The sequence below is a fragment of the Coleofasciculus sp. A1-SPW-01 genome, assembly GCF_040217205.1.
Lineage (GTDB): Bacteria > Cyanobacteriota > Cyanobacteriia > Cyanobacteriales > Coleofasciculaceae > Coleofasciculus > Coleofasciculus chthonoplastes_A.
Window position 1 is genome coordinate 1 of the sequence record NZ_JAVJNP010000163.1, and the last position, 24,119, is coordinate 24,119.

Below are 24,119 nucleotides of genomic sequence, written 5' to 3' on the forward strand. Positions count from 1 at the left end.
ACGGGATTAATTGTCGCGCCTTCAGTTGGATTGTCAAACCTAACCGCATCGAGCGGCGCGGTTTGACTCCTCTATCCCTCTCCACCCTCCTGAGCCTGCGAAGGATCTGCTGAGGGTGGAGTCTCACGAGGTTTTTGATGAGAACAATGTTTGGCTGGGCTTTTGTGGGATTGGCAATTTCTGGCGGTTTTACGTCAGATCTTGCCTTTCAAGCTCAGAACTATGATTCTATTCCAGTTTCTGAAGCGGCAAATCGTGCTGAGGATGCTTCTAGAGGAGGGGAAGTCTGTACAGAAGCCCCTTGCTACGTCTGGGAAACAGAGGACGAGGAACTGATAGATTATTCTGACTTGTCACCGGATGTAGAACACCTCTCTCTTACCAGAAAAGAGGCTTTGATTTTTCCCCCTTCCCAGACGTTAGTGACCGATACTTCAAATGTTACCGTCTCAGCATCGATGAATCCTGTATCAGACGAGAGGGAACAGTTCCAGCAGATCATGGACTGGGCAATTGCCCAGCACCTGCATGAGCAACCGATGACGGATACTATACAGGCGATCGCACACCGATTTGTGGGGACATCCTATAAGGCAGGCTTATTAGACCAATCGCCAGAGGAAACCTTGGTGGTAACGCTTCAGGCATTTGACTGTGTGCTATTTGTGGAAACGGTACTCGCGATCGCACGAACTGTGGCGCAACAGGATTATTCCTATCCCACCTTTGTTAATCATCTTCGCGATCAGCGTTATCAGAATGGTCAACTCGATGGCTATTGTAGCCGTTTGCATTATTTCTCCGCTTGGATTGATGACAACGAGAAACGGGGAACCGTAGAAAATATTACCCAGGCGCTGGGAGGAATCCCCTTAAATAAGCGGCTTAATTTTATGAGTACCCATCGACAGCGTTATCCCCAACTGGTTAATAATCAGGCAAATTACCAGTGTATTTTAGAGATGGAATATCAGCTTAATGCTGTTCCCTTAAACTATATTCCCACCGCTAAGATTCACCACAGCTATGATCAGCTACAATCTGGAGATATTATTGGCATTGCTACAACTATTGCAGGATTAGATGTCACCCATACCGGATTCATTGATCGCCAGCCAGATGGTAGAATTCGTTTGATTCATGCCTCACCCGCTGGAGAGGTGACGATTTCCCAAGATTTACAGCAGTATGTAGGCAAGATCAAGAACGCGATCGGTATTTTAGTCGTTCGTCCGATTGGCGTTAGTGAGTGAGTGCGTTGACCTCTCCCTGGTAAGCTGTCATGCATTTAAATTGGGTATTAGTAGCGAGCAAGATGTAAAGCCTGCGGCATGGCTTCGCTAAACGCACTACAAGCATTTCGCCATTGTTAAGGTTAAGATTTAAATGCCGAACAGCTTATGCATACCAGGGATTCTAAAAGACTACTTCGAGACGGATTTAAATACCGCCTTTTCGTGTTGTCTTAGAAAACCTTTCCGATTGTTAAATAGGATATTACTTGTGTGGATATCTACATTCTTGCCTTGTTGATCATTGGCTTACTGCTCCTGTTGGTCACAATGGGTTCAGGCTGGATTAAGCGATTACCTCTTTCTTACGCTCTCATTTACTTAGTTGTGGGAATTTTTCTCGGACCCTATGGGACTAATCTGATTCAACTTCAGCCCCAAACCGAATTTTTGGAGCGCATCACCGAATTTGTTGTGATTGTCTCTCTGTTTAGTTGCGGCTTAAAAATGAATCGCCCTCTGAGACTAAGAGCTTGGAATTCAACAATTCGGCTTATCGCTTTTCTAATGCCGATTTCAATCTTTGCCATAGCAGCAATTAGCCATTGGTTATTGAATCTGAACTGGGGAGCGGCTGTTTTGTTGGGGGCAATTCTCGCACCAACTGACCCCGTATTGGCATCCGAAGTCCAATTGGCACATATAGGAGATAGAGATGAGTTGCGATTTGGTCTGACTTCTGAAGGGGGATTGAACGATGCGTTAGCCTTTCCTTTTGTCTATTTTGGAATTCATTGGTTAGAAAACAACAATTGGCAAAGTTGGTTAAAGCAATGGATTGTTGTTGATTTGATTTGGGCGATCGCGGCTGGAATTGGTATGGGTATTTTAGTTGGAAATGGAGTGATGTGGATTAAGCAGCAGCTCCAAAAGTTTCGACCCATTGATGTATTAATGGAGGACTTTATTGGTCTTAGTATTATCTTAATCACCTATGCACTGACAGAACTGATTAACGGTTATGGATTTTTATCGGTGTTTGTTGCTGGGTTAATGGTACAGCGTATTTCTCCTAACCATAATCGGCGACTTTCGCAACTGGAATTCACCGAAAAACTTGAAAAGCTGATGGAAGTGGGAACTATTCTCCTGTTAGGTTCCCTCCTACGAATTGAGCCAATTCTCAAATTTGGTGGTGAAGCCCTTCTCATCGCCGGGTTATTAATTTTTGCCATCCGACCTTTAGGTGCTTGGATTAGCACCACCAACTTAGGTTTTGCCAAGTTACCTCGCTCACAGTTTCACCCCACAACCCGCTGGTTATTTGGTTGGTTTGGCGTTCGAGGAGTCGGCTCTCTCTACTATCTTTCCTATTCTCTTGGTAAGAGTTTAGAGGGAGAATTGGGTGAAAGAATTGCTTGGATAACGTCCATAACTGTTGTACTATCTATCATTATACATGGAATTAGTGCGACTCCTTTAATGAAGTGGTATGAGAAAGCTGATCAGGAAAGAACCCATAATGCATGACCTAAAAAAAGAGGTTACAGATATTTTTGAGAGACACATTATTTATGTAGAGACGCGCCATGGCGCGTCTCTACAATGGTGCTGATCAGGGGCAACTGTCATTGTTTTGGATATCTGATAACTTTGGGTAAGGTAAATTTTGGCGAGCAAAGGCTTGCTTGGCACGGCGAATCAGATCGGTTTTATAGATAAATTCATCGCGGGCATCCATTGGGTAAGACCGCAGCTTGAACTGAGTACCCCACATTTGTTCTTGCATGATAACTACAATGGGAAGCTTTAGCTGCGTATATTTGCTACTGTAAGCTGCCTGATACAGAATCTGGATGACTTGTTCAGCATCTACAGTATGAGCAAAATAAAAGTCAGTGAGAACCTGAGCTTCTAGCTCTCCGCTGTTGGCATTGGAGACAGCTTCAGTCCAGGTTTTGTTGTGGGGAATAGTGACAATGTTATCGTCAGGAGTCTGGAGTCGAATTCCACGCAAACCATAACCCACCACTTCACCGTAATGATCTTCAATTTGAATGCGATCGCCCACTCGATAGGGAGCTTCAAACAGTGCAACTACTCCGGCAATAATCGAACTCACGTAATCCTTAAAGGCAAATCCCAGGGCAATAGCGATCGTGCCTGTCAATGCGAGGAGGTTCTCCTGAGACAAGTTCAGAAACAGATTCAGGAGATAGGAAAACGTTAGGATCAAAATCAACCCTTTCAAAAAGGGCAAAGATTGTTTGATCAATAATCGAAAGCGGCGGGGAACTCGTTCTGAACTCCAACTGGTGAGCGACTGAATGACAAATATGCTCCCATAAGCGATCAAAATAGTGACGAGAGAACGAAAAATTTTTTGCAGCGTAATATTGGTAAGAACTCGTTGCGGTAAGGTTTCCGATGCCTCGATTTGTGCCAACAACGCCGGCATTGCCTGAACAAAACTGATCAGATCAAAACCCGATACACTCATGGTTAATCCTCGCCAACAAAAAAGTTATTATTCGTCAATTCAATCTTCAGCTTGGCATAATGGGCAGCACGTACTGATAGCATGCCATTGCTGCTAGCTATTACCCCGGCTCGCAATAACCCCTGAATCCGAGCTTGGATTTGGCTTTCGGGTTCACCCAAGCTCAGGGCAAGATGGACATGGCTCATCTGCCCATGAATTAGCAACGAATGAAGTAAATAGCGGTCAATCCCCGTTAATGCTGGCAAACTAGGCAATGTGGGTTTAGTTTGACGTAAGGTAAAACGGGTTTTGCTGGTTGTCGCTGTCTCGCTCAAGTTCAATTGAGATAAATTAACATCCTCTAGTTGATCGCGCTTGATTCGTAAGCTATTTAGCCATACGCCAAAGGCAATACTACTGACACCAGAGGATTGACTGGCAAGAGTTCTCCAATATGCCTGACCAAGATTATCTTCTGAGTCTTCTATCGCTTCTGGTTCAACCATGGTTTTGGCAATCGGGTTTAACCAGGTTTGAATCATCGCTCCATCTAGTTCCGGTAACGGTTTGACCTCGCTAAAATAGGCGCTAATCTGGCACACAAAATCCAGAAAATCCCAAGCCCAATGGTTACATCCTATAACCCAAAAGCAATTGCGATTATGCATGACCATGTCTCGTAAGTATTCAATGCTATTCCAACCCCCAATACAACGCAGAAAACATTGATCCAGACAGGGAATCATCATCAATGTTTTTCGATCAGCCAGGGAGTCTGCCTCAAGCAGATCGCCTATATCCTTAGGGTTTTTAATATCAATCTGTGAGTAGGCTTGCAGGGCTTGCTGAATTTCTTGAGACATGATTAATGGATCATGAGGACGCATTCGCCAAGGTAGAGGTGTGAATACCTCTACGGGGGGATTGTGCCAGGTTTGCAGACTATCGCTCAAAATTTTGGCAATTGGTTCTACGGGGCTGCCCAAAATGATCAAACTATTGGCGACATCCAGGTGACTTTGCCAGTTTTCAACCCCAGCGGTGATCGCCTCTTGCACTGCGGTTTGATAGATCTGAGAACAGGGGAGTGCCTGAATTTTTTGCCCCAGTTGAGTCTGAATCCCATCGGGCAACTCAACCTCTTCATCCTCGATTGCTACTGCTGCTTGCGCCTGGGTAAACCACGACTGGAACTTTTGCCGAATTGAGTGAACTAAAGAATGAGTCATCAGGTTTCTCCAGTAGGTAGGCACAATAAAAGTCAGACGGTGGAAATCATTCTTTCAGTTCTGGTAAATTGAGTTAATGAAATAACAATACGAACAATCGCTGTTGTCAAAAAGGAAACGGCGGAAGAACTAACTGATGTTTCTGCACTGAGTAAGCTGTCATGCATTTAAATTGGGTATTAGTAGCGAGCAAGATGCTCGCACTACAAGGATTACGCCATTATTGATATTAAGGTTTAAATGCCGAACAGCTTAATATTCCGAAAATTAACCATTAAATTTTGCATTGAGCTGAAATTGTAGCTATAGATAGTTAAATGTTACCTAACCATTTAAACCACTGATCGTAATCGCGCTAGTTGACTACACTGCGATCGCTACTGGCTCCTCCGCCCACAAACAGAGGCGGGTGCTGAAAGTCATCAATCTGATGATATCAAAGTCCTATGCGATCGCCAACAGTGCCATCAATGTCAACCGCACTCCAAGCAGGCGATCATTAGGGTGTTCGTTAGATTGAAGAACCACCGATTGCTAGTGTTTCGATAGCGGACAAAGATGAAATCAACTTTATGTGCTAATACAGAGGAAGATACAACTAGGCGTATCACTGATTAAGCCAAACCCGGATCGCTAAAGTCAAACTATCATACCCACGATGCAACCTGACTTACAGGGACTCAAAATCACCAAAGGAGAACTCAAACATTTGAGTGGAGTAAGTGTTGATACTGTCCTGAAACCACCGACTCTGCCCAAATTCGTCGCGGAGATTACTAAAACCCTTTTGATTATTATCCTGATTAGTTTAACAGGGTTTGTACTTCTCCAGGTTTTTCCGGAACATATTAAGTTGTTAATTGCTATCCCTTCCATTCTTGCCATCACCTTATTCTTCAACGATATTCGCAAAATTGCCATTAGCCGTAAATGCAAGAATTTAATCCGACTGTTTGAAGATGTCAACCGATTTAATCGAGTGATTCAAGCCATTAATATTAATGACAAAATTGAAGCCGTTGGCAATCCGGGTGTGGCGTTAACAAATCGCGGACAAGTTATTCAGGCACTTCGGCTAACCCGTGACGATATTATTCGAGCCTTAAAAACTGAGCGAATTCTGAGGGAAAATGACAAGTTTATCAAATGCAATTCTGAATTGTTTGATAATAACCTCATGGCATTGACAGCGTTACAAGTTAGCGACCAAGCAACGGAACATGGGCGTTTACTCAATGAGGCATTACAGATTGTTGTGGATGTGCAACAGGAAATGAGAGCGTTACAAAATCGACACTCCTAACATGGCATGAATTTTAAAATGGAAGTCTCTATTCTTTTTAACATAAGACATAAGACATAAGAAAATTAAGACTTTTTCCACGCATACCCTAATAACCAAAACAAAACTGTAGCAATGAGGGCGACGGCGGTAGCTATGGGCGAATTAGAGACAGTAATTACCACACAGATAATGGCAGTGAGTAGGAGTAGTACTTGTAGAACTAATATTAGCGGTCGCTTGCCGATAAATTTGGGACTCTGAAACGCGGTGGGACTTTTTAATTGTAACCACCAATAGACAAGTTGTAATGACTTATTCACAAATTGATAACTTAAAAGCCCTTGAAGTTTCTTTGCACGTTCTTTTCCTAGAGTCGTAATCATAATATCTCGCAGGATTAAAGCCGCACGAGTAGCAAGATTTGCCAGCACAATTCCGGGAATATCTTTTAAAATAGATTCTTTACCAATCCGGTATTGATTGCGAAAGAAGTCTTCTTTGGCTTGGGGAGAGAATCTACCAATCGCATCTTTGGCTAATTTTGCCGCCGCTAGAGTATTCACCGTTTTCTCAAAATAACCTGGAACGGGTTGATAGCTGGGTGGTTGATCACCGAGTTGAGCAAGTAATCGTTCCACATCATCAGGATCAGTGGGTTTAACCCGTTGGCGATTCCAGGTTAGTTGTTCGCTGATTTCATCTTCAATCACTGTTTCTAAGTCGGTCATTAAAATTGAGCGATGACCTTCTAATACCAGATCGTCTAAGATAATATGCATCGCTGCATCAGACAGATCTGGATCAGCTAATAAGCGAAGATGGGATTTGAGTTTCTGACGAGTGTTGGCTGTGGAATCGGGGAAACAGTCTTGAACCAGTTGTTCTAAGTATTCATCTTCTGTACATCCTTGTGCTTGGGTTTGTCGCGCCAAGAAAATTGGAAAATTTTGCAATGATTCACGAGTCACTAAGGCTTCAACAAGACGATTGAGTCCATCCAATCGCCCCCACAACATATCATTGGAACGCCAGGATTTCTTAAAAAATCCGCCAAAAGCTTGTAAGGTATCCCCAGCCAATTTATCATCTAAGGTTTTTCCCTTCCCTAACCCTAGCTGAGCATCATCTGGACTAAAGCGAATTGTTTCAATTATATCTTTTTCAGAAAAATTGGTTAAATATTCAAAGGGATAGAGTACCTGATCTAAGTAACCAAACTGTTGGTAACGATTGAGAATACCCTCATAATCGTTGAGGTTACTGGTTTGAATTAACCGTTCTGATGCCTGATTAATTTGATGGAGAATGGAGCAAAACAGTTGACTACAGTTTTCGGGATCGCTATTCTGGTATTTTTGATCCGACCAAATATGGTTTAACAGTGATGGATCATCATCAAGTTGGCGAATTTTTTGCTGGAATTGGGCAATAATACTAGAAATTTGTTTTTGGGGTAACCAGTTAATCTGTTTGTCTTGAAGCTGGTTTAACTCTACTCCTAACTGTTCCGCAGCGGTGGGTAATGTCTTAAAAAAGTTGGCGGGAACGAACTCTAGGCGATTTTGGTCTAAGCCGGATGGAGACAGGTCATTTAAACCATCCGCATCAAAGAAAAAGCGGTGCAAACGCAAGAGACGATCATAAACTTGCTTGCGCCACTGCTGTTGAAATTTCGGATCAGAATTTTCTAAACTTTGCTCCAGTAAACTGTAAAAAGATTCACTAACTTGCGGATGACTGAGTAATGTATCTAAACTAAAGCGGATAACTTCTAGCAGTTTAAGTTGTCGATTTAACCGACTGACAAGTAATCGCTGCTTATTATATTCATTGATTTCGGTTGTTTTCTCAAGCTGCTGAAATAGCTTATCAATAATATAGAAATGCTTCCTCAACGCATAGTCTATATCCAGATTACGAATATGCTGACTAGCTTGTTGAAGAATTATATCTTTATCTTGACTGTCGGTCGGGCTGGTGATATCTGCAATTAACCGTTGTCCGGTTTTCTCTAAAATGACTTTTTTATCAGTCCCTGAAGCCGTGGTTTGCTGTTGATCCATGCGTAAAATCAGGGGGAGGATGCGATCGCGCAAACCAATCAGGCGGCTGCGGAGGTAAATCTCTTCACTAACGGTAATTTTGTGGGAAATACCAGGCGTTGATGGATCGGGTACTTCCACACTAGCGAGTAGGCTGTTATAGCGGCTAATTTTATCGTTGTGGGCTTGGATTAACTCCAAATCGTTGCTAATGCTTTCATACGTCGGGAGTCCAACTAACGCATCCTGAAGCACGTCCCAAGTGCTAGGCTTCGCCATGGAATTAAAGTTAGGATTTGCCAAGAAGCGATCGGGATTGGGATCAATATAAATCAGCTTGCGATCAACGGGACGGTTAGCGGTGCGAAAATAGATATCTTTAATTGTGTAACTAAAGGGTCGATTATCTAACACGCCACCATCAATAAAATGGAGTTGATAACCCTCTGGCGGTCGTTGTTCGGGTAAATCACGGTTCTCCAATTGTCCCCATTGAATCAGTCGCTGATCCACGTCATTTGAATCTTCTTTTAAACCCACATTAACTGATGGAAATGCCACCGGAAAGCATGAGGTAATTCGGCAAAGTTTTGCCAGAGATTGATAGGTTTGTTCTGGCGTCCGACTTAAATCCGCTGGGTCACTATCCGGATTAAAGGGTTCGTGACGTCCCTGACGATGCTTGAGGTGAAAAATCTGGCGGTGATTTTTAACTTCAATGACTCGACCTGTATCATCAAATAGCTGGTAAATTTGTCCCAGGATGTCAGTTCCGGTGACAAATAAATCGAGTTCATTCAACTCAGATACCCACTCCCCATCTGGCGCATCCGTGCGATTATAAATGCCTTTTTCAAACGCTTCGGCTAGGGCTGTTTGATAATACCCAGCACCATCCAAAACCGAATCCTGTTGGGTTTCCTGGGTTGAGGGGTGATGCATTAATTCGCGGATATTCCCACTCTCACGCCAAATTTGCCCAAATTCTTTAAAGTCAACAATGGTGTCTTTAGTGCTATTGGCAAGGGCGTAACTCAGTAACACGCCATTAATACCGCCGGCTGAGGTTCCGGAGAGGATATCCACCACAATATCCGAATCTGTTAGGGCTTTAATCAGCTTATAGATACCTCGACCCCGTACCGCATTATAGAATTCGCGGCAGATGCCATTCATATAGATGGCGAGAGAAACACCACCATACACGACGAGTCCTAAGCGATGTTCGCGACGAAATTCAGGTTTTCGGAGGGGGTGACTAGAGGTAGGCATCGTGCGATCGCGGGTTTAGGTGAGTGGTACAAAAGTGTTTGACCGGGATAAGCTGTAATGCATTTAAATTGGGTATTAGTAGCGAGCAAGATGCAAAGCCTGCGGCATGGCTTCGCTTAACGCACTACAGCAAGGATTGCGCCATTATTGATATTAAGGTTTAAATGTCGAATAGCTTACTTCCTAATTCATACCATAAAAGTTAACGGCTGAGAACTCGCTTACCTTAAACAGCAAGTTCTATTTACTTAAGCTGTTTCCTTTTGTCCAAAGTCCAGTTGCTGGTTGAGATAAAACTTAAACTTCTGGCGTAATTGTTCAACACTCATATTCTGTGTCCAATATTCTACCAAAGCGTGACCAAATGCCCAGGCATTGCGATCAGGTGAAGATGAATTGTCCAGCAATAATGACCACAGCGATCGCAAGTCGAATGGCATCTGAGTATCCCCTGCACTCAGCAAGGAGAATAAGTCATACGCCATCTGTAATTTGCCAATGACTACGGGTAACTGTTCGACGGGAATTTGTTCAGCGAGGGCAAAGGCTAGCGTGGGAGATCCGGTTGTTATTGTGGATACAAACTGTAGCACCGGACTTTTCAGAAACGCTGCCAACCCCTGAGTCGTTGCCATTTGAAACGTATAGTGGTCAATAATTTTAGCCGCCTCCGCTGTACGGGCTTCTCGGTTTCGCAAAAAGCGGGCAAGACGCAGTTGTTTGGCAGGTGCGATCGTGTCAACTAATGCTAACGATAGCGCTTCGATATTCCAAGGGGTGCGCCCGGTGTTCCAATCCGCCGTCACCACAGGTAACACGATATCACACCATTCCCCTAAACTTTCGGCGCGATATTCTGTCGCTTCCCGAATCGCTTTTTCTTTGGTACGTTCCCCCCATTGCCAATCATAAGGGGGTTGCCATTCCCGAATCGGGCGCAGGCGATCGACTTGGGTGACGATTGTAATGGCGGGTAAGTCTTCAATATCTGCTTGGATTTCCTTGAGAAACTCCGCATCAACATGTAGCGCCGGATCGAGGGCGGGGGTTACCAGTAGCAGTAAATCGGCGTTCGTGGCATAATCGAGTACCAAGTCCCGCAAATCGGATCGGTTGACTTGTTCATATCCCGGCGTATCCCACAGCGTCAGGGTTTCTCCAGTTGGAGTTTGCCAGTGGTAATTCTGGATGCGATCGGTACTGGGTAAGACATCGACTTCGGCTCGTTCTGCCTGAAATAATGTATTAATTAGGCTACTTTTACCCGATCCAGTACGCCCCACCAGCAAAATACTCACAGGCTTTTGTTCAACTGCTTCTACCGGTTCAGCTTGTTCGAGGATATCGCGCAGGGTTTTGGTTTTTACCTGGGGGAGTTGCGGTTTGGGTGGGGAAACGGTTGTTGAACCCGGTGGGGTACTTCCACTATAAAGCGCGATCGCTTGTCGAGATAAATTCTTTAACGCTGCTTCGCGCAGCATCTGTGCCAAATTCATCAACAGTTGCTGGGTAGCTTGGTTACTCGAACGCTTACTCGCTTGTTTGGCTAGCGCCGCCACCGGATTGACGACCCACTGCGCCCAACTCCAGGCTTGCCAGAGTTTGCGGGCGGAGGGTTCAAGTTTCTGGTACACTTCGTAGGCTTGCAATCCTTGTCCCACTGTCACCTGACTCAACGCTGGCGATAACTTCTGCATCCACTGATCTAAGTCATCCACCGTCCCCCGAATCAGCCCATAAGCTTGGGGAATGTAGATATTGAGTAAGGGATATTTCGCCGCCGGCTGATAGATATGGGCGATGGCGATCACAAGTTCCTGACATCGTTGCCAAAAGGTTTGCCAGTCTTCCCAGATGGGCGGATCATCCTGTGCTTTTTTCAGCACCGTTTGCAGGGCGGCTTCGGCGTTTTGAGTCGCCTCATCTGTGGCGGGTAAGGCAGTTGTTTCTTCGGTGGTAGCCTCGAGTTGATCGCGAACCTCCGCTACTGCTGCTTCTACCTGATCGACTGTTGTCCGCGTCCATTTTACTAGCAACCAACGCCATCCGGCGAAGATCAGGATAAAGATACCCCAGATCCAATTAATTCCCCACTCGTGGATTTGCCAACCCGCAGATAAGAGTAAGAAGATAATCATGGACGCGATCGGCATTGCCAATACGATCCACTGCCACCGTTTTAATCGCACCATTGTCTGATACCTGCCACACAAAAGCCTCCGTTATCGCTATCGTAATTCAATTGACAACCAATGTAGGGGTTTGGTTACCAAACCCTACTGTTACTGTTACCAAACCCTACTGTTCAGGATTTTCATCCCCTTCCGGAAGCGGTTCAGGAAAATCAGGTGTCTCGTTATTATCGGGGGATGCGGTTGGTGCAGGTGTAGGCTGTTCGCTTAATGTGGCAAGTTGCTTGACTTGATCTTTGTACTCCTGCGGTGCGAGAGAAACCGCTGTGGTAAATAGAGGCTTGGCTTCTTCGGTTTTCCCTTGTTGGCGGAGAATTAGGGCTTTAGCCAATACCGGGCGAAAATCTTGGGGATTTTCTTCGATCAGTTCATCATAAATGGTGAGGGTTTCGGTAAAGCGCTGTTGACTCAGGTAAACTTCTCCTAACAACAATTTGACAGAACTCACATCCACTCTACCCGGTTGAGTCTGATTCTGTTGTCCAGCGTTTTTAATTGTCTCTTGCAATAAACCAATCGCCGCTTCTGGACGGTTTTGCTGAATATACAGGGCGGCTAATCCTTTTAAGGCATTGATATCTCCGGGTTGTGAGGCTAAAATTTGACGGTAAGCTTGGGCTGCACCTTCGCGATCGCCGGTTTGTTCTTTTGCCTGAGCTAGCAACACCCCATATTCGGGTTGGTCAGGATTTAGTTCAGCTAAGGTTTCTAACGGTGCGATCGCGCCTTCAACATCACCTAGGCGCAGTTTTGCCTCTAATAGTCCCCGCAACGCGGTTTGATTTTGCGGTTCTCGCTGTAAAACCAGTTCGTACCCTTTAGCTTGTTCTTCGAGTTGATCTTGCTGTTCTGTGGATAGGCTGGGTTGGGCATTCGGTGTGCTAACAGCAGACGGCTGATTGCTCTCTACAACACTCCTCAACAGCGGAATCGTCGATATACCCACAAATGCCAGCACGGCTAGCACTAACACGACTATCACCCAAACCCTGCGTTTTTGAGACACAAAAAACTCCTTGAACTCTACTGAACATTATGAACGCCTTGGCGTCGTTTGCGCCAATGGTTGCATTTTGATCGGAAAGCTAGCTTCTTCGAGAATTTGAGAATTTACACTCAGTTGTGGTTGATCGGCGTATATAGATAGGACAAGGAAGACAAGGACTAGAAAATAGTAGGTCTGAACGCCACAATCGATCCAGTCATGAATTATCTCAGTTAGGCGTTCTGCATTGGCTGCTGTTTTGGCTACGTTATTTAACTATTTTGATGCTCCAGCAATGTCAAGAATTTATCCACATTAAAGGGTTTGAGAATATGATCAATGCCTAACCCCCTAATTTTCATCAGATTAATTTGATCGGCACTAGCTGTAAGAAAGACAAATTTAGTATCAGCCGTGCTAGGCTCTTGACGCAATGCCTCTAAAACGCCATAACCATCCAGTTTAGGCATCATCACATCACACAAAATTACATCCGGATGAAACTCTTTGGCTATTTCCACCCCAGCCTGACCATTGTCTGCTCCGATGGCATCAAATCCTTCAATTTCCAGTAGTTCTAAGAGATTATCTCGAATTAAGCTTTCGTCTTCAATCACTAAAATTTTTCTCATGGGAGATCCTCACGGTTTAATTTACATTTTGTCACAATTTTGCTCTACCTAACCGCCATCATCAGCGGTGATTTCTGCTATCTTAATCAAAATGAAACGATATCTGAACGTACTCCAGTTGTTCTGGAGGACTGCTCTCGCCGCTGAACTCGAGTATCGCCTCAACTTTCTGATTGCTGCCTTAAGCAGTCTCGGAAACTTAGTAGGCAGTTTATTTGGGTTATTTTTGTTTTACCGCACGGGCTACACCTTTCAGGGCTGGAGTTGGGAAGAAGCCTTGGTGATTCTGGGGATTTTTACCCTTCTCCAAGGGTTTGCGGCGACGCTGCTGAGTCCTAATCTCAATCGCATTGTCCAGCATGTCCAGCAGGGTACGCTTGACTTTATCTTACTTAAGCCGATTAGTTCCCAGTTTTGGCTGTCATCTCGTACCCTGTCGCCTTGGGGATTGCCTGATTTAATTTTTGCTGGAATCCTCCTAGCTTATGCAGGTAAACGCCTTAACATCAGTGGGGTTGATTACCTTTTGGGCGCTGTTCCCCTGGGGTTTGGTCTGATCAGTCTTTACAGCCTCTGGTTTATACTGGGAGCCACGAGTATTTGGTTTGTCAAAATTTATAATGTGACTGAAGTGCTGCGCGGGTTGTTGGAAGCAGGGCGTTTCCCGATGGTGGCTTATCCCACCGTTTATCGATTTTTCTTTACCTTTGTTGTCCCTGTGGCGTTCTTAACCACGATACCCGCCGAGGTAATATTAGGTCGCGGTGAGTTCGTCTGGGTGGTGGGTGCGGCGATTCTGGCATTAGGATTACTGGTAGTGTCCGGTATATTTTGGCGGTTTGCCTTGCGGTTTTATACCAGTGCGTCGAGTTAACCAGGCTGAATTGGGCTTAATTGCTGGAAATCGCCGCCTACGGTTAGTGCAACTCTACAATAAAGACGCTCAACTGTCTCAGTTAACCTTAATTCGGGAAAAACGCGCCGGAACCGATACCCCAGAACGTCCCCCTCTAACCGTTGATCAACTCCTGGGAGAATGGCAAGGTGAAGCCATTACCCTCTATCCCGACTTGCGATCGCCGGATACCTATTCCACTAAACTCACGATTGAGCGCCAAGACAGTAACCGCCTGATCCAACAGCTAACCTTTGGCGTCGGTGCATCCGTTCAGACCCTAACCTCCAGTGCTAGAATCGACGGAGAGATGCTCCATTTCCAGGACGGTGGATTACCCGTTCAGGTCGTACTTCTCCCCGATGGCGCGTCTTCTAACTGTCCATTAACGATTAAATCCGGTCACAGTTTTGTCCTCGAAGTCGGTTGGTTAGTCGAACCCAACCTACGCCAACGACTGATTCGCCGCTATAGCGATCGCGGATCTTGGGTCAGTCTGACGTTAGTTAGAGAGCAACGAATAAAACGTTCCGGGTAAGCCATTATCAATTATTATCAAATACCCAGCATCACAACACCCAAAAGGGAGGGTTCATAATGTGGACAGTCTTGGCGAACTATATTCCCCATGGACATTGTTATCTTTGGCAGCCAGGACTGGTATGGCTTCATCTCTTGTCCGATTCGTTAACTGGACTAGCTTACTATTCGATTCCGGTAACCTTAGTTTACTTCGTCCGCAAGCGACAGGATCTGCCCTTTGACTGGATATTTTGGTTATTTAGTGCCTTTATCTTAGCCTGTGGTACAACTCATATTATGGGCGTGTGGACGCTATGGCATCCCGATTACTGGCTGAGTGGACTCATCAAAGCCATCACCGCGATCGTTTCCCTGGCTACAGCCGTACTGCTGGTGCAATTAATCCCCAAAGCCCTAGCATTACCCAGTCCGGCTCAACTCGCACAAGAAATCAGAGAACGCAAAACAGCAGAAACTGAATTACAGCATACTCTACAACGCCTCACCTTTCACGTAGAAAATTCTCCCTTGGCGGTGATTGAATGGGATAGTCACTATCAAGTGCAACGCTGGTCCCAACAGGCTGAACAAATCTTTGGCTGGAAGGCTGAGGAAGCCTTAGGTCGGCAGATGGATGAGTTACAACTGGTATTTACTGAAGATAGGGATGCCGTTAATGTGGTGATGACGAATTTACTTGATGGTAGTACACCTCGCTCTATTTGTTGTAATCGTAACTACACCAAAGAGGGTGCAGTCATTGATTGTGAATGGTACAATTCAGCACTGCGCGATGACGCCGATAATTTAGTCTCAATTTTATCTTTGGCTCTCGATATTACCAGTCGCAAGCAAGCAGAAACTGCACTGAAGCAAGTCAATGTGGAATTAGAACGTCGCGTTGAAGAACGAACCACCCAGTTACAGCAACTCAATCAACATTTAGAAAAAGAACGCCAACAACTCCGACAAATTATTACCGTTGCACCCGTAGCGATGGCAATGTTTGATCGGCAAATGCGCTATCTGGCTCATTCTCAACAGTGGCTCACTGTTTATGGCTTAGATGAACAATCCCTGATCAATCGGTGTCACTATGATATATTCCCGGAGCTACCCGAACCGTGGCAGGAAGCTCATCAACGGGCGTTACAGGGAGAGATTATTACCAAGAGTGAAGATGTCTGGCAACGGGCTGATGGTACGACAATTTATGAACATTGGGCGATTCATCCCTGGTATACCTCAACTGGGGATGTTGGCGGAATTGTACTTGCTTGTTTTCCGATTAATGAGTTAGTAGAAGCCCGAGACGCAGCTTTAGCAACAGCGCGGCTCAAGTCTAAATTTCTGGCAAATATGAGTCACGAAATCCGCACCCCGATCAACGGTGTTTTAGGGATGATGCGGTTACTATTGCAAACGGATCTGAACCCTCAACAACTGAATTACACGCGCACGATTGAAAGCTGTGCTAAACATTTGCTCACTGTCATTAATGATATTCTTGATGTTTCTAAACTCGAAGCCGGTAAAATGCTTTTGGAGCAGATCGACTTTAGCTTAGACAGTTGCCTGGATTCTGTGATTGATGTCTTAGCAGTACAGGCAGAGACAAAGGGGTTAGAATTAGCTATCCTGGTTGAACCCAATGTTCCGCGACAGTTACAGAGTGATCCGGGACGTTTACGTCAGATTTTGTTGAATTTGGTCGGTAATGCGATTAAGTTTACCGATGCAGGGGAAGTGGTGGTGCGGGTAGCGGTCAGTCGGCATCAGCCCACAGATACTTTATCTCAATCTTCAGTTACCTTGCGATTTTCCGTCACCGATACCGGAATTGGTATTAGCGCGGCTGATCAATCCAAATTGTTTCAAGCATTTTCCCAAGTCGAGGCTTCAACAACACGGCGCTATGGGGGAACGGGTTTGGGATTAGTGATTTGTCAGCAATTGGTTGAGTTGCTGGGGGGTAAAATTGGGGTTGAGAGTAAGGTGGGTCAAGGATCAACATTTTGGTTTACTGTACCCGTTAAGACGCAACCCTTACCGCCCGCCCAAGCCGTTCCCTTAGCACTACGCCAGCTCAAACTCTTAGTCACCGCCAAAAATGCCACAACTCGCCAAACCGTGCGATCGCATCTGGAAGCCTGGGGGATGCAGATTGATGAAGCCACGGATAGTACCAGTACCATGGATGCTTTACGGAATGCGGTGAGCCGATGTCATCCTTATGATGTGGCGATTCTGGATTTGCAACTCCCTGGAAGTCAGGGGGAGTCGATTGTGCCGATGATTCGCTGTAATCCCAGTTTGGCGTCCACTAAATTGATTGTGATCACAACAATGCATCAGCTTGATACGGTGCAAGAGTTGGAATCGATGGAGATTTTGGGGTATCTGACTAAACCGATGAAAGCGTCACAGCTATGGGAGAGTTTATTGGCTGCGGTGACGCCTGAGGTAGATCTGGAGACTTGGCAAACCACTATCCATCAACCCACTCATCTGAATAATTCATCCCACTTGAAGATTTTACTGGTTGACGATCATCCCATCAATCAAACGGTGATCGTCAACCAGTTGCAAATGCTAGGGTATCAGCCTGAGTGCGCCAGTAACGGATCAGAGGCGTTGGCGAAATTACAAGCCCAGTCCTACGATATCGTGTTTATGGATTGTCAGATGCCTGTCTTGGATGGTTATGAAGCGACTCGTGAATTACGACGCCAAGAAGGGTCAAATCGGCATACGATTGTCATTGCTTTAACCGCTAGTGCCTTAGAGAGCGATCGCGAAAAATGTTTGGCGGTGGGGATGGATGACTTTCTCAGTAAACCCTTTGATCAAGATACCTTACAGGCAATGATCGAACGTTGGGCAAAGTCTGGGGGAGCTGGGGGAGCTGGGGGAGCTGGGGGAGCTGGGGGAGCTGGGGGAGCTGGGGGAGCTGGGGGAGCTGGGAAAGCTGGGGGAGCTGGGGGAGCTGGGGGAGCTGGGGGAGCTGGGGGAGCTGGGGGAGCTGGGGAAGCTGGGAAAGCTGGGGAAGCTGGGAAAGCTGGGGGAGCTGGGGGAGCTGGGGAAGCAGAGGGAGCTGGGGAAGCTGGGGAAGCAGAAATTAATTCGAGTCCTTTGGCGTCTACAGGCTTCTACCTTGATCACACGTTGTTCGATACAAAACGTCTAGAGGTGATCTCTAGAGGTCAAATCATCCTGCAAAAGCAACTCATACAAGTCTTTATTAAACATGCTCAACCGGGACTTGAACAAATGTATCACGCTCTGGAGATGGAAGATTTCCAGATGCTTGAGCAACAAGCCCATCGGCTCAAGGGTACGAGTGCAAATATTGGTGTGCGACTCATTCCCCAAATTGCCGCCCAATTAGAACAACAGGCGCGGGAAAAAACCTTAGTCAAAGCAAATGAGCGGCTGGATTCCTTAAAACGACAATTAGAAAAAGTGCAAGCGTTTCTGCTGGAAACAGTAAATTTGAGGTAATCATTTTGTTGAATTTTACAGCCGTCGTTATCAACCCCGTACCTGTAGAGACGTAGCATGCTACGTCTCTACACGATTGGAAATTAACTCACCACCGACGGTTGTTTACTAAAGAACGCTTCGCGCACTTGTTGTGCCATTTGGGACGGTGTTAACCCTAAATCGGCTTTTGACTCATCAGGTTTAGCATGATCGACTAACTTATCCGGGACACCAAACCGCTTCACGGGTACCAAAACATTATTGTCCGATAACGCTTCCGTCACGGCTGACCCAAAACCGCCCATCAAGCAGCCTTCTTCTAAGGTAACCACCTTACCAATTCGCTGGGCTAGGGGCAGAATCAACTCCGTATCCAAAGGCTTGACAAAACGGGCATTAACCACAGTGGCTTCAATTCCGTGTTCGCTCAAAATCTCCGCCGTTTGCATCGCAGGATACACCATGGAACCATAGCCAATCAGCAGGATATCATCGCCATTGCGGAGAATTTCGCCTTTACCGATGGGTAGCCCATCCCATCCTTCTTCCATTAAGGGAACGCCATACCCATTCCCCCGTGGATAACGCATCGCAATCGGTCCTTCGGTGTAATTCACACCCGTTACCAGCATCCGTTGTAGTTCCGCTTCATCCTTAGGTGCCATAACCACTATGTTGGGAATGCAGCGTAGATAGGCAATATCATACATCCCTTGGTGGGTTGGACCATCGGCACCAACAATCCCGGCGCGATCTAAGCAGAAGAACACGGGTAGGTTTTGGATGCAGACATCGTGAATGATCTGGTCATACGCCCGTTGCAGGAAGGTGGAGTAAATCGCCGCTACAGGTCGCATTCCTTCGCAAGCCAGCCCTGCGGCTAGGGTAACGGCGTGCTGTTCGGCAATTCCCACATCGATGTATTGTTTGGGCAGTTTTTCCTGGAGTTTAGTCAACCCGGTTCCCGTCGCCATAGCTGCCGTAATGCCGATGATTTTGGGATTGTTTTCGGCTAATTTAACCAAAGTGTGGGCAAAGACTTTGGAATAGCCGGGGGGTTTCGGCTTGTTGGAGGGAATCGCTTTCCCGGTGGTTAAATCAAAGGGACTTTGGGCATGATAACCGACTTGGTCTTGTTCTGCGATCGCATAACCCTTACCTTTGGTCGTTACCACATGCACCAAGACGGGACCTGAGTATGTATGTGCTGATTTGAACGTGGTAATCAAGTCTTCTAAATTATGACCATCTACTGGTCCCATGTAGGTGAAGCCCAGTTCTTCCAACACCGCCCCAACTTTGGGTACAGCTAACCGCTTCATCCCCTCTTTCACCCGTTGTAATTCGGGAGTCAAGGATTCCCCAAACAAGGGAAAATGCTTGAACTGTTCCTCTAAATTATCCGCCAGGAACTGCATCGGCTTACTCAGGCGTACTCGGTTCAGAGACCGGGAAATCGCGCCCACGTTGGGCGAAATGGACATTTCATTATCATTCAGTACCACCAACAGCCGGGTATGGGGTAAATGTCCAGCATGGTTAATCGCTTCTAATGCCATACCCCCGGTTAAGGCACCATCACCAATCACCGCTACTGTCTTGAAGTTTTCTCCTTTCGCATCACGCGCCAGCGCCATTCCCAGGGCGGCTGAAATACTGGTAGACGCATGACCCGCACCGAAGTGATCAAACTTATTCTCGCAACGCTTGAGGTAACCAGCAACCCCGTCCTTTTGCCGTAGGGTGTGGAAGTGATTATAGCGTCCCGTAATCATCTTATGGGGATAGGCTTGGTGACCGACATCCCAAATCACCTTATCCCGATCCAAATCGAGTGTCTGATATAATCCCAACGTCAGTTCGACAACCCCTAAGCCTGGACCTAAATGACCACCGCTTTTGGCTACCGTTTGCAGATGTCGTTCCCGAATTTGACGGGCAATTTCCTCCAGTTGACGGATCGACAAACCGTGTAGCTGGTTCGGATGGGTAATTTCGCTGATATGCATACCGCCGTAATCTTCTTTAAATCGCTACTGGATATTATTCGTCTGTTTGATAGTCTAAAGTATCTAACAATTTAGGGGTTAGGGGGAATGAAATTAACAAATCCCTAGATTATCTGGCGAAAACAGCTAAATCCGTGCGATTTTAGCTACCACTCAACCGTTGTCAGTGATGAAAATCACAATATATTGAAGTTTTACCCACCGAATGTCACCGCTTGGCTGTCCTTGGTTCAACCATTGGACAAATTCCTGATGACGTGTTTAAGCTAATTGTCTACCTCCTGGGGATCTTCTGCCACGATCGCTCGCGTGCAGCGCCAATTACTGGGAAGTGCGGAGGGCCATCCCATACGGAGAGCTTCGGGACAAATGCTGTGTATGGTAAGCTGACAGTCAATGAGCTGGAAGCCTTCCTTGTCCACCTGCTTCATTGCCTGTTTTAATATTGAATCATTCTTAAATTCAATCGTCTGGTTACACTGAATGCAAACTAGATGATGGTGATGATTCGGGAACGGTTGATTCAGTTCATAGTGTTTATGCCCTTCGGCTAACTCCAATTCTCGCAGGATACCCATGCGAGCCATCAACTTGACGCTGCGGTAAATTGTAGACAGGCTGATGGGTTCTCCCCGCTTGTCCAGCAAATGGAAGAGTTCCTCAGCGCTGAGATGGTTCCCTCGGGGAAGATTCTGAAAAACGTGGAGTATCGTTTCTCGCTGCGGCGTTAACCGCCAACCCCGGGAATTAAGTTCAGCTTTCAGCGAAGCGGCTGTATACGGAGGCATAATCACCCTCTCAAAAAAACCCGATTATTGACAATGATAGTCACTGATCGCACCTATTTGCAAGAAAATCGGTTAATTGAAAATTAATGTCAGTCGTTATTTGTCATTCGTCATTCGTCATTTGGTCAGGGCGGGTTTTGCAGCCACGCTAAGGAAAACCATCAATATTAGTCCCTAAACCCGCCCCTACACACAGATACACCATGGTACGTTTCTACATGAGTGTCCCCATCTTCCCCAGCTCCCCTCTCACCTCCTCACCTGAAGCTCCCCTTTTGCGATCGCTGGAAACTACAATTGAAATAGAGCGGTTTGGATAGCCGAACTCTCCTCTTAAGCCAGATTGCTGTCACTGAACCCAACAGCGCGGATTTTGATATGTCCAAATACGATTCCTATCTAAGATGTTCTTTTTGTGGTAAATCCTCAGAACAGGTTAGTAAATTGATTGCTGGTTCTAGCGTCTACATCTGTGATGAATGTGTGGAACTGTGCAACCAAATTTTAGAGGAAGAACTGCTGACATCTCACTCAGAAAGCCCAAATTATCCCCCCTTAACGGCTGAACCCCCTTACCAACAACCTGACTATTCTCCCCGTCGCCCCCAATATCACTTGCTCAAGCCCGTTGAAATTAAACAAGTGCTAGACAAGTATGTTATTGGTCAAGACCAAGCCAAAAAAGTCCTCTCCGTTGCGGTTTATAATCATTACAAGCGGCTTAACCTGGCTCAGGAGGATTATGACGCTAGTGGACTCGATGACAGCATCACCCTGCAAAAGTCTAACATCCTATTAATCGGTCCAACGGGTTGCGGTAAAACCCTTTTAGCTCAAACTCTCGCCAATCTTTTACAGGTTCCTTTTGCGATCGCGGATGCGACAACGCTAACAGAAGCGGGTTATGTCGGAGATGATGTTGAGAATATCCTGCTGCGACTGTTACAGATGGCGGACTTTGATATAGAAGCTGCCGAGCAAGGTATTGTTTATATTGATGAAATTGATAAAATTACTCGCAAGAGTGAAAAGTCCTCAATGACGCGGGATGTTTCCGGTGAGGGGGTTCAGCAAGCCTTGCTGAAGATTTTGGAAGGAACGGTGGTGAATGTACCGCCACAAGGAGGGCGCAAGCATCCCTATCAAGAGTTCATTCAATTAGATACGAGTAATATCCTGTTTATCTGTGGTGGGGCGTTTGTCGGGTTAGAGCAAATTATCGAACAACGCTTAGGGAAACGTTCGATCGGCTTCATTCAACCCAGTGAGACGCGATCGCCTCAACTGTCTTCAGCGGAATTGTCCAAACACTTGGAACCAGACGACTTAATCAAATTCGGGGTAATTCCGGAAATCATTGGGCGGTTACCTGTGATTACCGCCGTGGAACCCCTAGATGAAGACTCCTTAGTAGCAATCTTAACTAAACCTCGCAACGCCTTAGTAAAACAGTACCAAAAACTGCTGAACATGGATAACGTGCGCTTGGAATTTCACCCAGAAGCCCTACGTGCGATCGCCCAAGAAGCCTTTCGTCGCAAAACCGGGGCTAGGGCGCTGCGGGGGATTTTAGAAGAGGTGATGTTAGAAGTCATGTATGAGATTCCCTCACGCCAAGACATTACCCGTTGCGCCATTACCCGCGAGATGGTAGAAAAGCGATCGGCGGCGGAATTGTTAGTCCATCCCTCTTGGTTGCTTAATCCTGAATCAGCGTGAGGATCAATGGCTTGACGGGGTGTCGGGTGTCGAGTGTTGGGTGTTGGGAAAGGTTGAAACTATTGCCTATTGCCCATTGCCCATTGCCTATTCCCTATTGCCTATTCCCTATTCCCTATTGCCCATTGCCTATTCCCTATTGTCGGTGGTGGTTTTTTTGCGCCCCTTGGGTTTGGGTTGGGTTTGGAGTTGGGCAATATCACTGTGGAAGGAAATGCAGGCGGCTTGGATATCGGAGTCAACTACCTACGCTAACCCCTTGGGGGTACTCGCCTTGCGGCTCGATACGTCCCCCTCGGTTATAGCGTCCGCCCCCTTGCCGCATTTAAGGTGGGTGAGGTTGAATTGGGCGACGAGGGATTCTACTTCCCCGTTGAGTTGGTTGGCGGTTTCCCCTAGGTGAGTGTTCCAGAGGTGGAGTTGTTCCAGATGGGTGAGGGAGGGAATATCGAAGCTGATGAACGGGCGTTGGGCAGAGGGGAGGCGTTCGGGGGTGCTGATAATTAGGGGGGTGTGGAGGGCTTGGAGGAAGTAGCATAAGGCTTCTTCGATTAGGGGGGTATCGCTGGTGTTGAGTTCCTGGCAATCCAAGAGAAGGATACTCTGAGAGAGGATAGCGTCTCGGTGCCAACGGCGGATGAGCAGGGATATCTCATTTAAATGAGTGGGGAGGCGATGGGCGGGAAGGTGTTTTAGGGGGCGGTTGAGGCGAGTCGAAACTGTGGTGGCGATATCCTGGGCGGCGCTGGGGGTGGTGTTACACAGTTGAATGATGGGTAGGTTTGATTGTTGAGTGTCGAGGGTGTAGGGGCGGGTTTTACCATTATCGTTTCCATTGTTCCCATCAGTAACTAAACCCGCCCCGACTAAGGGTTCAGCGAGAGAGTCCTGGCTATTAGGATTAGTCTGCCATAACTGGGTGATGCGATCGCCTATTTGTTGGTGAGAGGGTTGAAGGGTAGTCTCAAAACTCGCCTCAATCGGTTGAATCAGGTGCATCAATTGGGCTAGCTGAAAACCTTACCAGCATTGGTTTTCGACCTTAAGTTGACACGGATGACCGACGTGCGCCCAAAACCAAAAACGCGCTTAACCCCAGCCAGACAGTGCAACCATCGGATAACCGGAGTGCGATCGCGCATGGCTTAAAGCCTAACATCCCCAAGCAGGCGAATAAAGCCAAAGTCCGGGGAGAATTGGCAAGGGTAGCGTATTGGGAGTGCGATCGCCTTGGATTAAAGCATATACTGTTCGCGGTCATAATTGGACAGATGCTTCGTTTCGTTCCTCCGCTTCGCTGCGGACTCCACTCAGCATGACATATTTCACCATTAACGGCTACGAGGGAATTC

The 24,119-nt window shown here is 46.4% G+C and carries 17 protein-coding genes; 7 read left to right on the plus strand and 10 right to left on the minus strand.

Annotated features, from left to right (window positions below; translation table 11 throughout):
* Nucleotides 1-137 precede the first annotated feature (137 nt).
* Both RH949_RS24625 and RH949_RS24630 read left to right on the plus strand, forming a co-directional pair.
* Nucleotides 138-1,253 carry an N-acetylmuramoyl-L-alanine amidase-like domain-containing protein gene (locus tag RH949_RS24625; protein WP_446356842.1) on the plus strand — a complete coding sequence of 372 codons (1,116 nt, stop codon included), beginning with the start codon at nucleotides 138-140 and terminating at the stop codon, nucleotides 1,251-1,253.
* A gap of 252 nt (nucleotides 1,254-1,505) precedes the next feature.
* Nucleotides 1,506-2,762 carry a cation:proton antiporter gene (locus RH949_RS24630; protein WP_446356844.1) on the plus strand — a complete coding sequence of 419 codons (1,257 nt, stop codon included), beginning with the start codon at nucleotides 1,506-1,508 and terminating at the stop codon, nucleotides 2,760-2,762.
* Nucleotides 2,763-2,847: 85 nt separating this feature from the next.
* On the opposite strand, the gene RH949_RS24635 is transcribed toward RH949_RS24630, so the two are convergent.
* On the minus strand, nucleotides 2,848-3,690 hold the full coding sequence (locus tag RH949_RS24635) for a mechanosensitive ion channel family protein (RefSeq protein ID WP_446356868.1): 843 nt from the start codon (nucleotides 3,688-3,690) through the stop codon (nucleotides 2,848-2,850).
* A 44-nt stretch (nucleotides 3,691-3,734) separates the two neighbouring features.
* Nucleotides 3,735-4,943, minus strand: coding sequence for a MarR family transcriptional regulator (locus RH949_RS24640; protein WP_446356846.1), 1,209 nt, complete (start codon nucleotides 4,941-4,943; stop codon nucleotides 3,735-3,737).
* Nucleotides 4,944-5,601: 658 nt separating this feature from the next.
* Here RH949_RS24640 and RH949_RS24645 point away from each other — a divergent pair.
* Nucleotides 5,602-6,246, plus strand: a complete 645-nt coding sequence (locus RH949_RS24645) for a hypothetical protein (protein ID WP_006104269.1) — start codon at nucleotides 5,602-5,604, stop codon at nucleotides 6,244-6,246.
* 65 nt (nucleotides 6,247-6,311) lie between these two features.
* Here the strand turns inward: RH949_RS24645 and RH949_RS24650 are convergent, their stop codons facing one another.
* The 4 genes from RH949_RS24650 to RH949_RS24665 all read right to left on the minus strand — a co-directional run bounded on the left by RH949_RS24650 (nucleotide 6,312) and on the right by RH949_RS24665 (nucleotide 13,351).
* On the minus strand, nucleotides 6,312-9,542 hold the full coding sequence (locus RH949_RS24650) for a patatin-like protein (protein ID WP_446356848.1): 3,231 nt from the start codon (nucleotides 9,540-9,542) through the stop codon (nucleotides 6,312-6,314).
* A gap of 248 nt (nucleotides 9,543-9,790) precedes the next feature.
* Nucleotides 9,791-11,734, minus strand: coding sequence for a GTPase family protein (locus RH949_RS24655; protein WP_446356850.1), 1,944 nt, complete (start codon nucleotides 11,732-11,734; stop codon nucleotides 9,791-9,793).
* Between the two features lie 106 nt (nucleotides 11,735-11,840).
* The gene (locus RH949_RS24660) at nucleotides 11,841-12,740 is read right to left on the minus strand and encodes a tetratricopeptide repeat protein (RefSeq protein ID WP_446356852.1); all 900 of its coding nucleotides are present in this window, start codon (nucleotides 12,738-12,740) and stop codon (nucleotides 11,841-11,843) included.
* A 251-nt stretch (nucleotides 12,741-12,991) separates the two neighbouring features.
* A complete protein-coding gene (locus RH949_RS24665; RefSeq protein WP_006104245.1) occupies nucleotides 12,992-13,351 on the minus strand; it encodes a response regulator in 360 nt (119 codons plus the stop codon).
* 91 nt (nucleotides 13,352-13,442) lie between these two features.
* Here RH949_RS24665 and RH949_RS24670 point away from each other — a divergent pair, with 91 nt between their 5' ends.
* The 3 genes from RH949_RS24670 to RH949_RS24680 are packed head-to-tail and all read left to right on the plus strand — an operon-like array spanning nucleotide 13,443 to nucleotide 18,269.
* Complete coding sequence (locus tag RH949_RS24670; protein ID WP_446356855.1) at nucleotides 13,443-14,225, plus strand: ABC transporter permease; 783 nt, start codon at nucleotides 13,443-13,445, stop codon at nucleotides 14,223-14,225.
* Nucleotides 14,212-14,784 (plus strand): DUF3598 family protein, encoded by a 573-nt coding sequence (locus RH949_RS24675; protein ID WP_446356857.1) that lies wholly within the window; start codon nucleotides 14,212-14,214, stop codon nucleotides 14,782-14,784. The genes RH949_RS24670 and RH949_RS24675 overlap by 14 nt, the downstream gene beginning before the upstream one ends.
* Before the next feature lie 59 nt (nucleotides 14,785-14,843).
* Complete coding sequence (locus tag RH949_RS24680) at nucleotides 14,844-18,269, plus strand: response regulator (protein WP_446356859.1); 3,426 nt, start codon at nucleotides 14,844-14,846, stop codon at nucleotides 18,267-18,269.
* An 83-nt stretch (nucleotides 18,270-18,352) separates the two neighbouring features.
* Here RH949_RS24680 and dxs read toward each other — a convergent pair whose 3' ends face one another.
* Both dxs and RH949_RS24690 read right to left on the minus strand, forming a co-directional pair.
* A complete protein-coding gene (dxs, locus tag RH949_RS24685) occupies nucleotides 18,353-20,260 on the minus strand; it encodes a 1-deoxy-D-xylulose-5-phosphate synthase (protein WP_446356861.1) in 1,908 nt (635 codons plus the stop codon).
* 266 nt (nucleotides 20,261-20,526) lie between these two features.
* A complete protein-coding gene (locus tag RH949_RS24690) occupies nucleotides 20,527-21,048 on the minus strand; it encodes a transcriptional repressor (RefSeq protein WP_006104329.1) in 522 nt (173 codons plus the stop codon).
* 378 nt (nucleotides 21,049-21,426) lie between these two features.
* Between RH949_RS24690 and clpX the strand changes: the two genes are divergently transcribed.
* Nucleotides 21,427-22,767, plus strand: coding sequence for an ATP-dependent Clp protease ATP-binding subunit ClpX (gene clpX, locus RH949_RS24695; protein WP_446356870.1), 1,341 nt, complete (start codon nucleotides 21,427-21,429; stop codon nucleotides 22,765-22,767).
* Between the two features lie 246 nt (nucleotides 22,768-23,013).
* Here the strand turns inward: clpX and RH949_RS24700 are convergent, their stop codons facing one another.
* Nucleotides 23,014-23,766: a hypothetical protein gene (locus RH949_RS24700; RefSeq protein ID WP_446356864.1), complete on the minus strand. Its 753-nt coding sequence runs from the start codon at nucleotides 23,764-23,766 to the stop codon at nucleotides 23,014-23,016.
* A 43-nt stretch (nucleotides 23,767-23,809) separates the two neighbouring features.
* Nucleotides 23,810-24,119 (minus strand): hypothetical protein (locus RH949_RS24705; protein ID WP_446356866.1); only part of this gene is annotated, 310 nt, incomplete at its 5' end.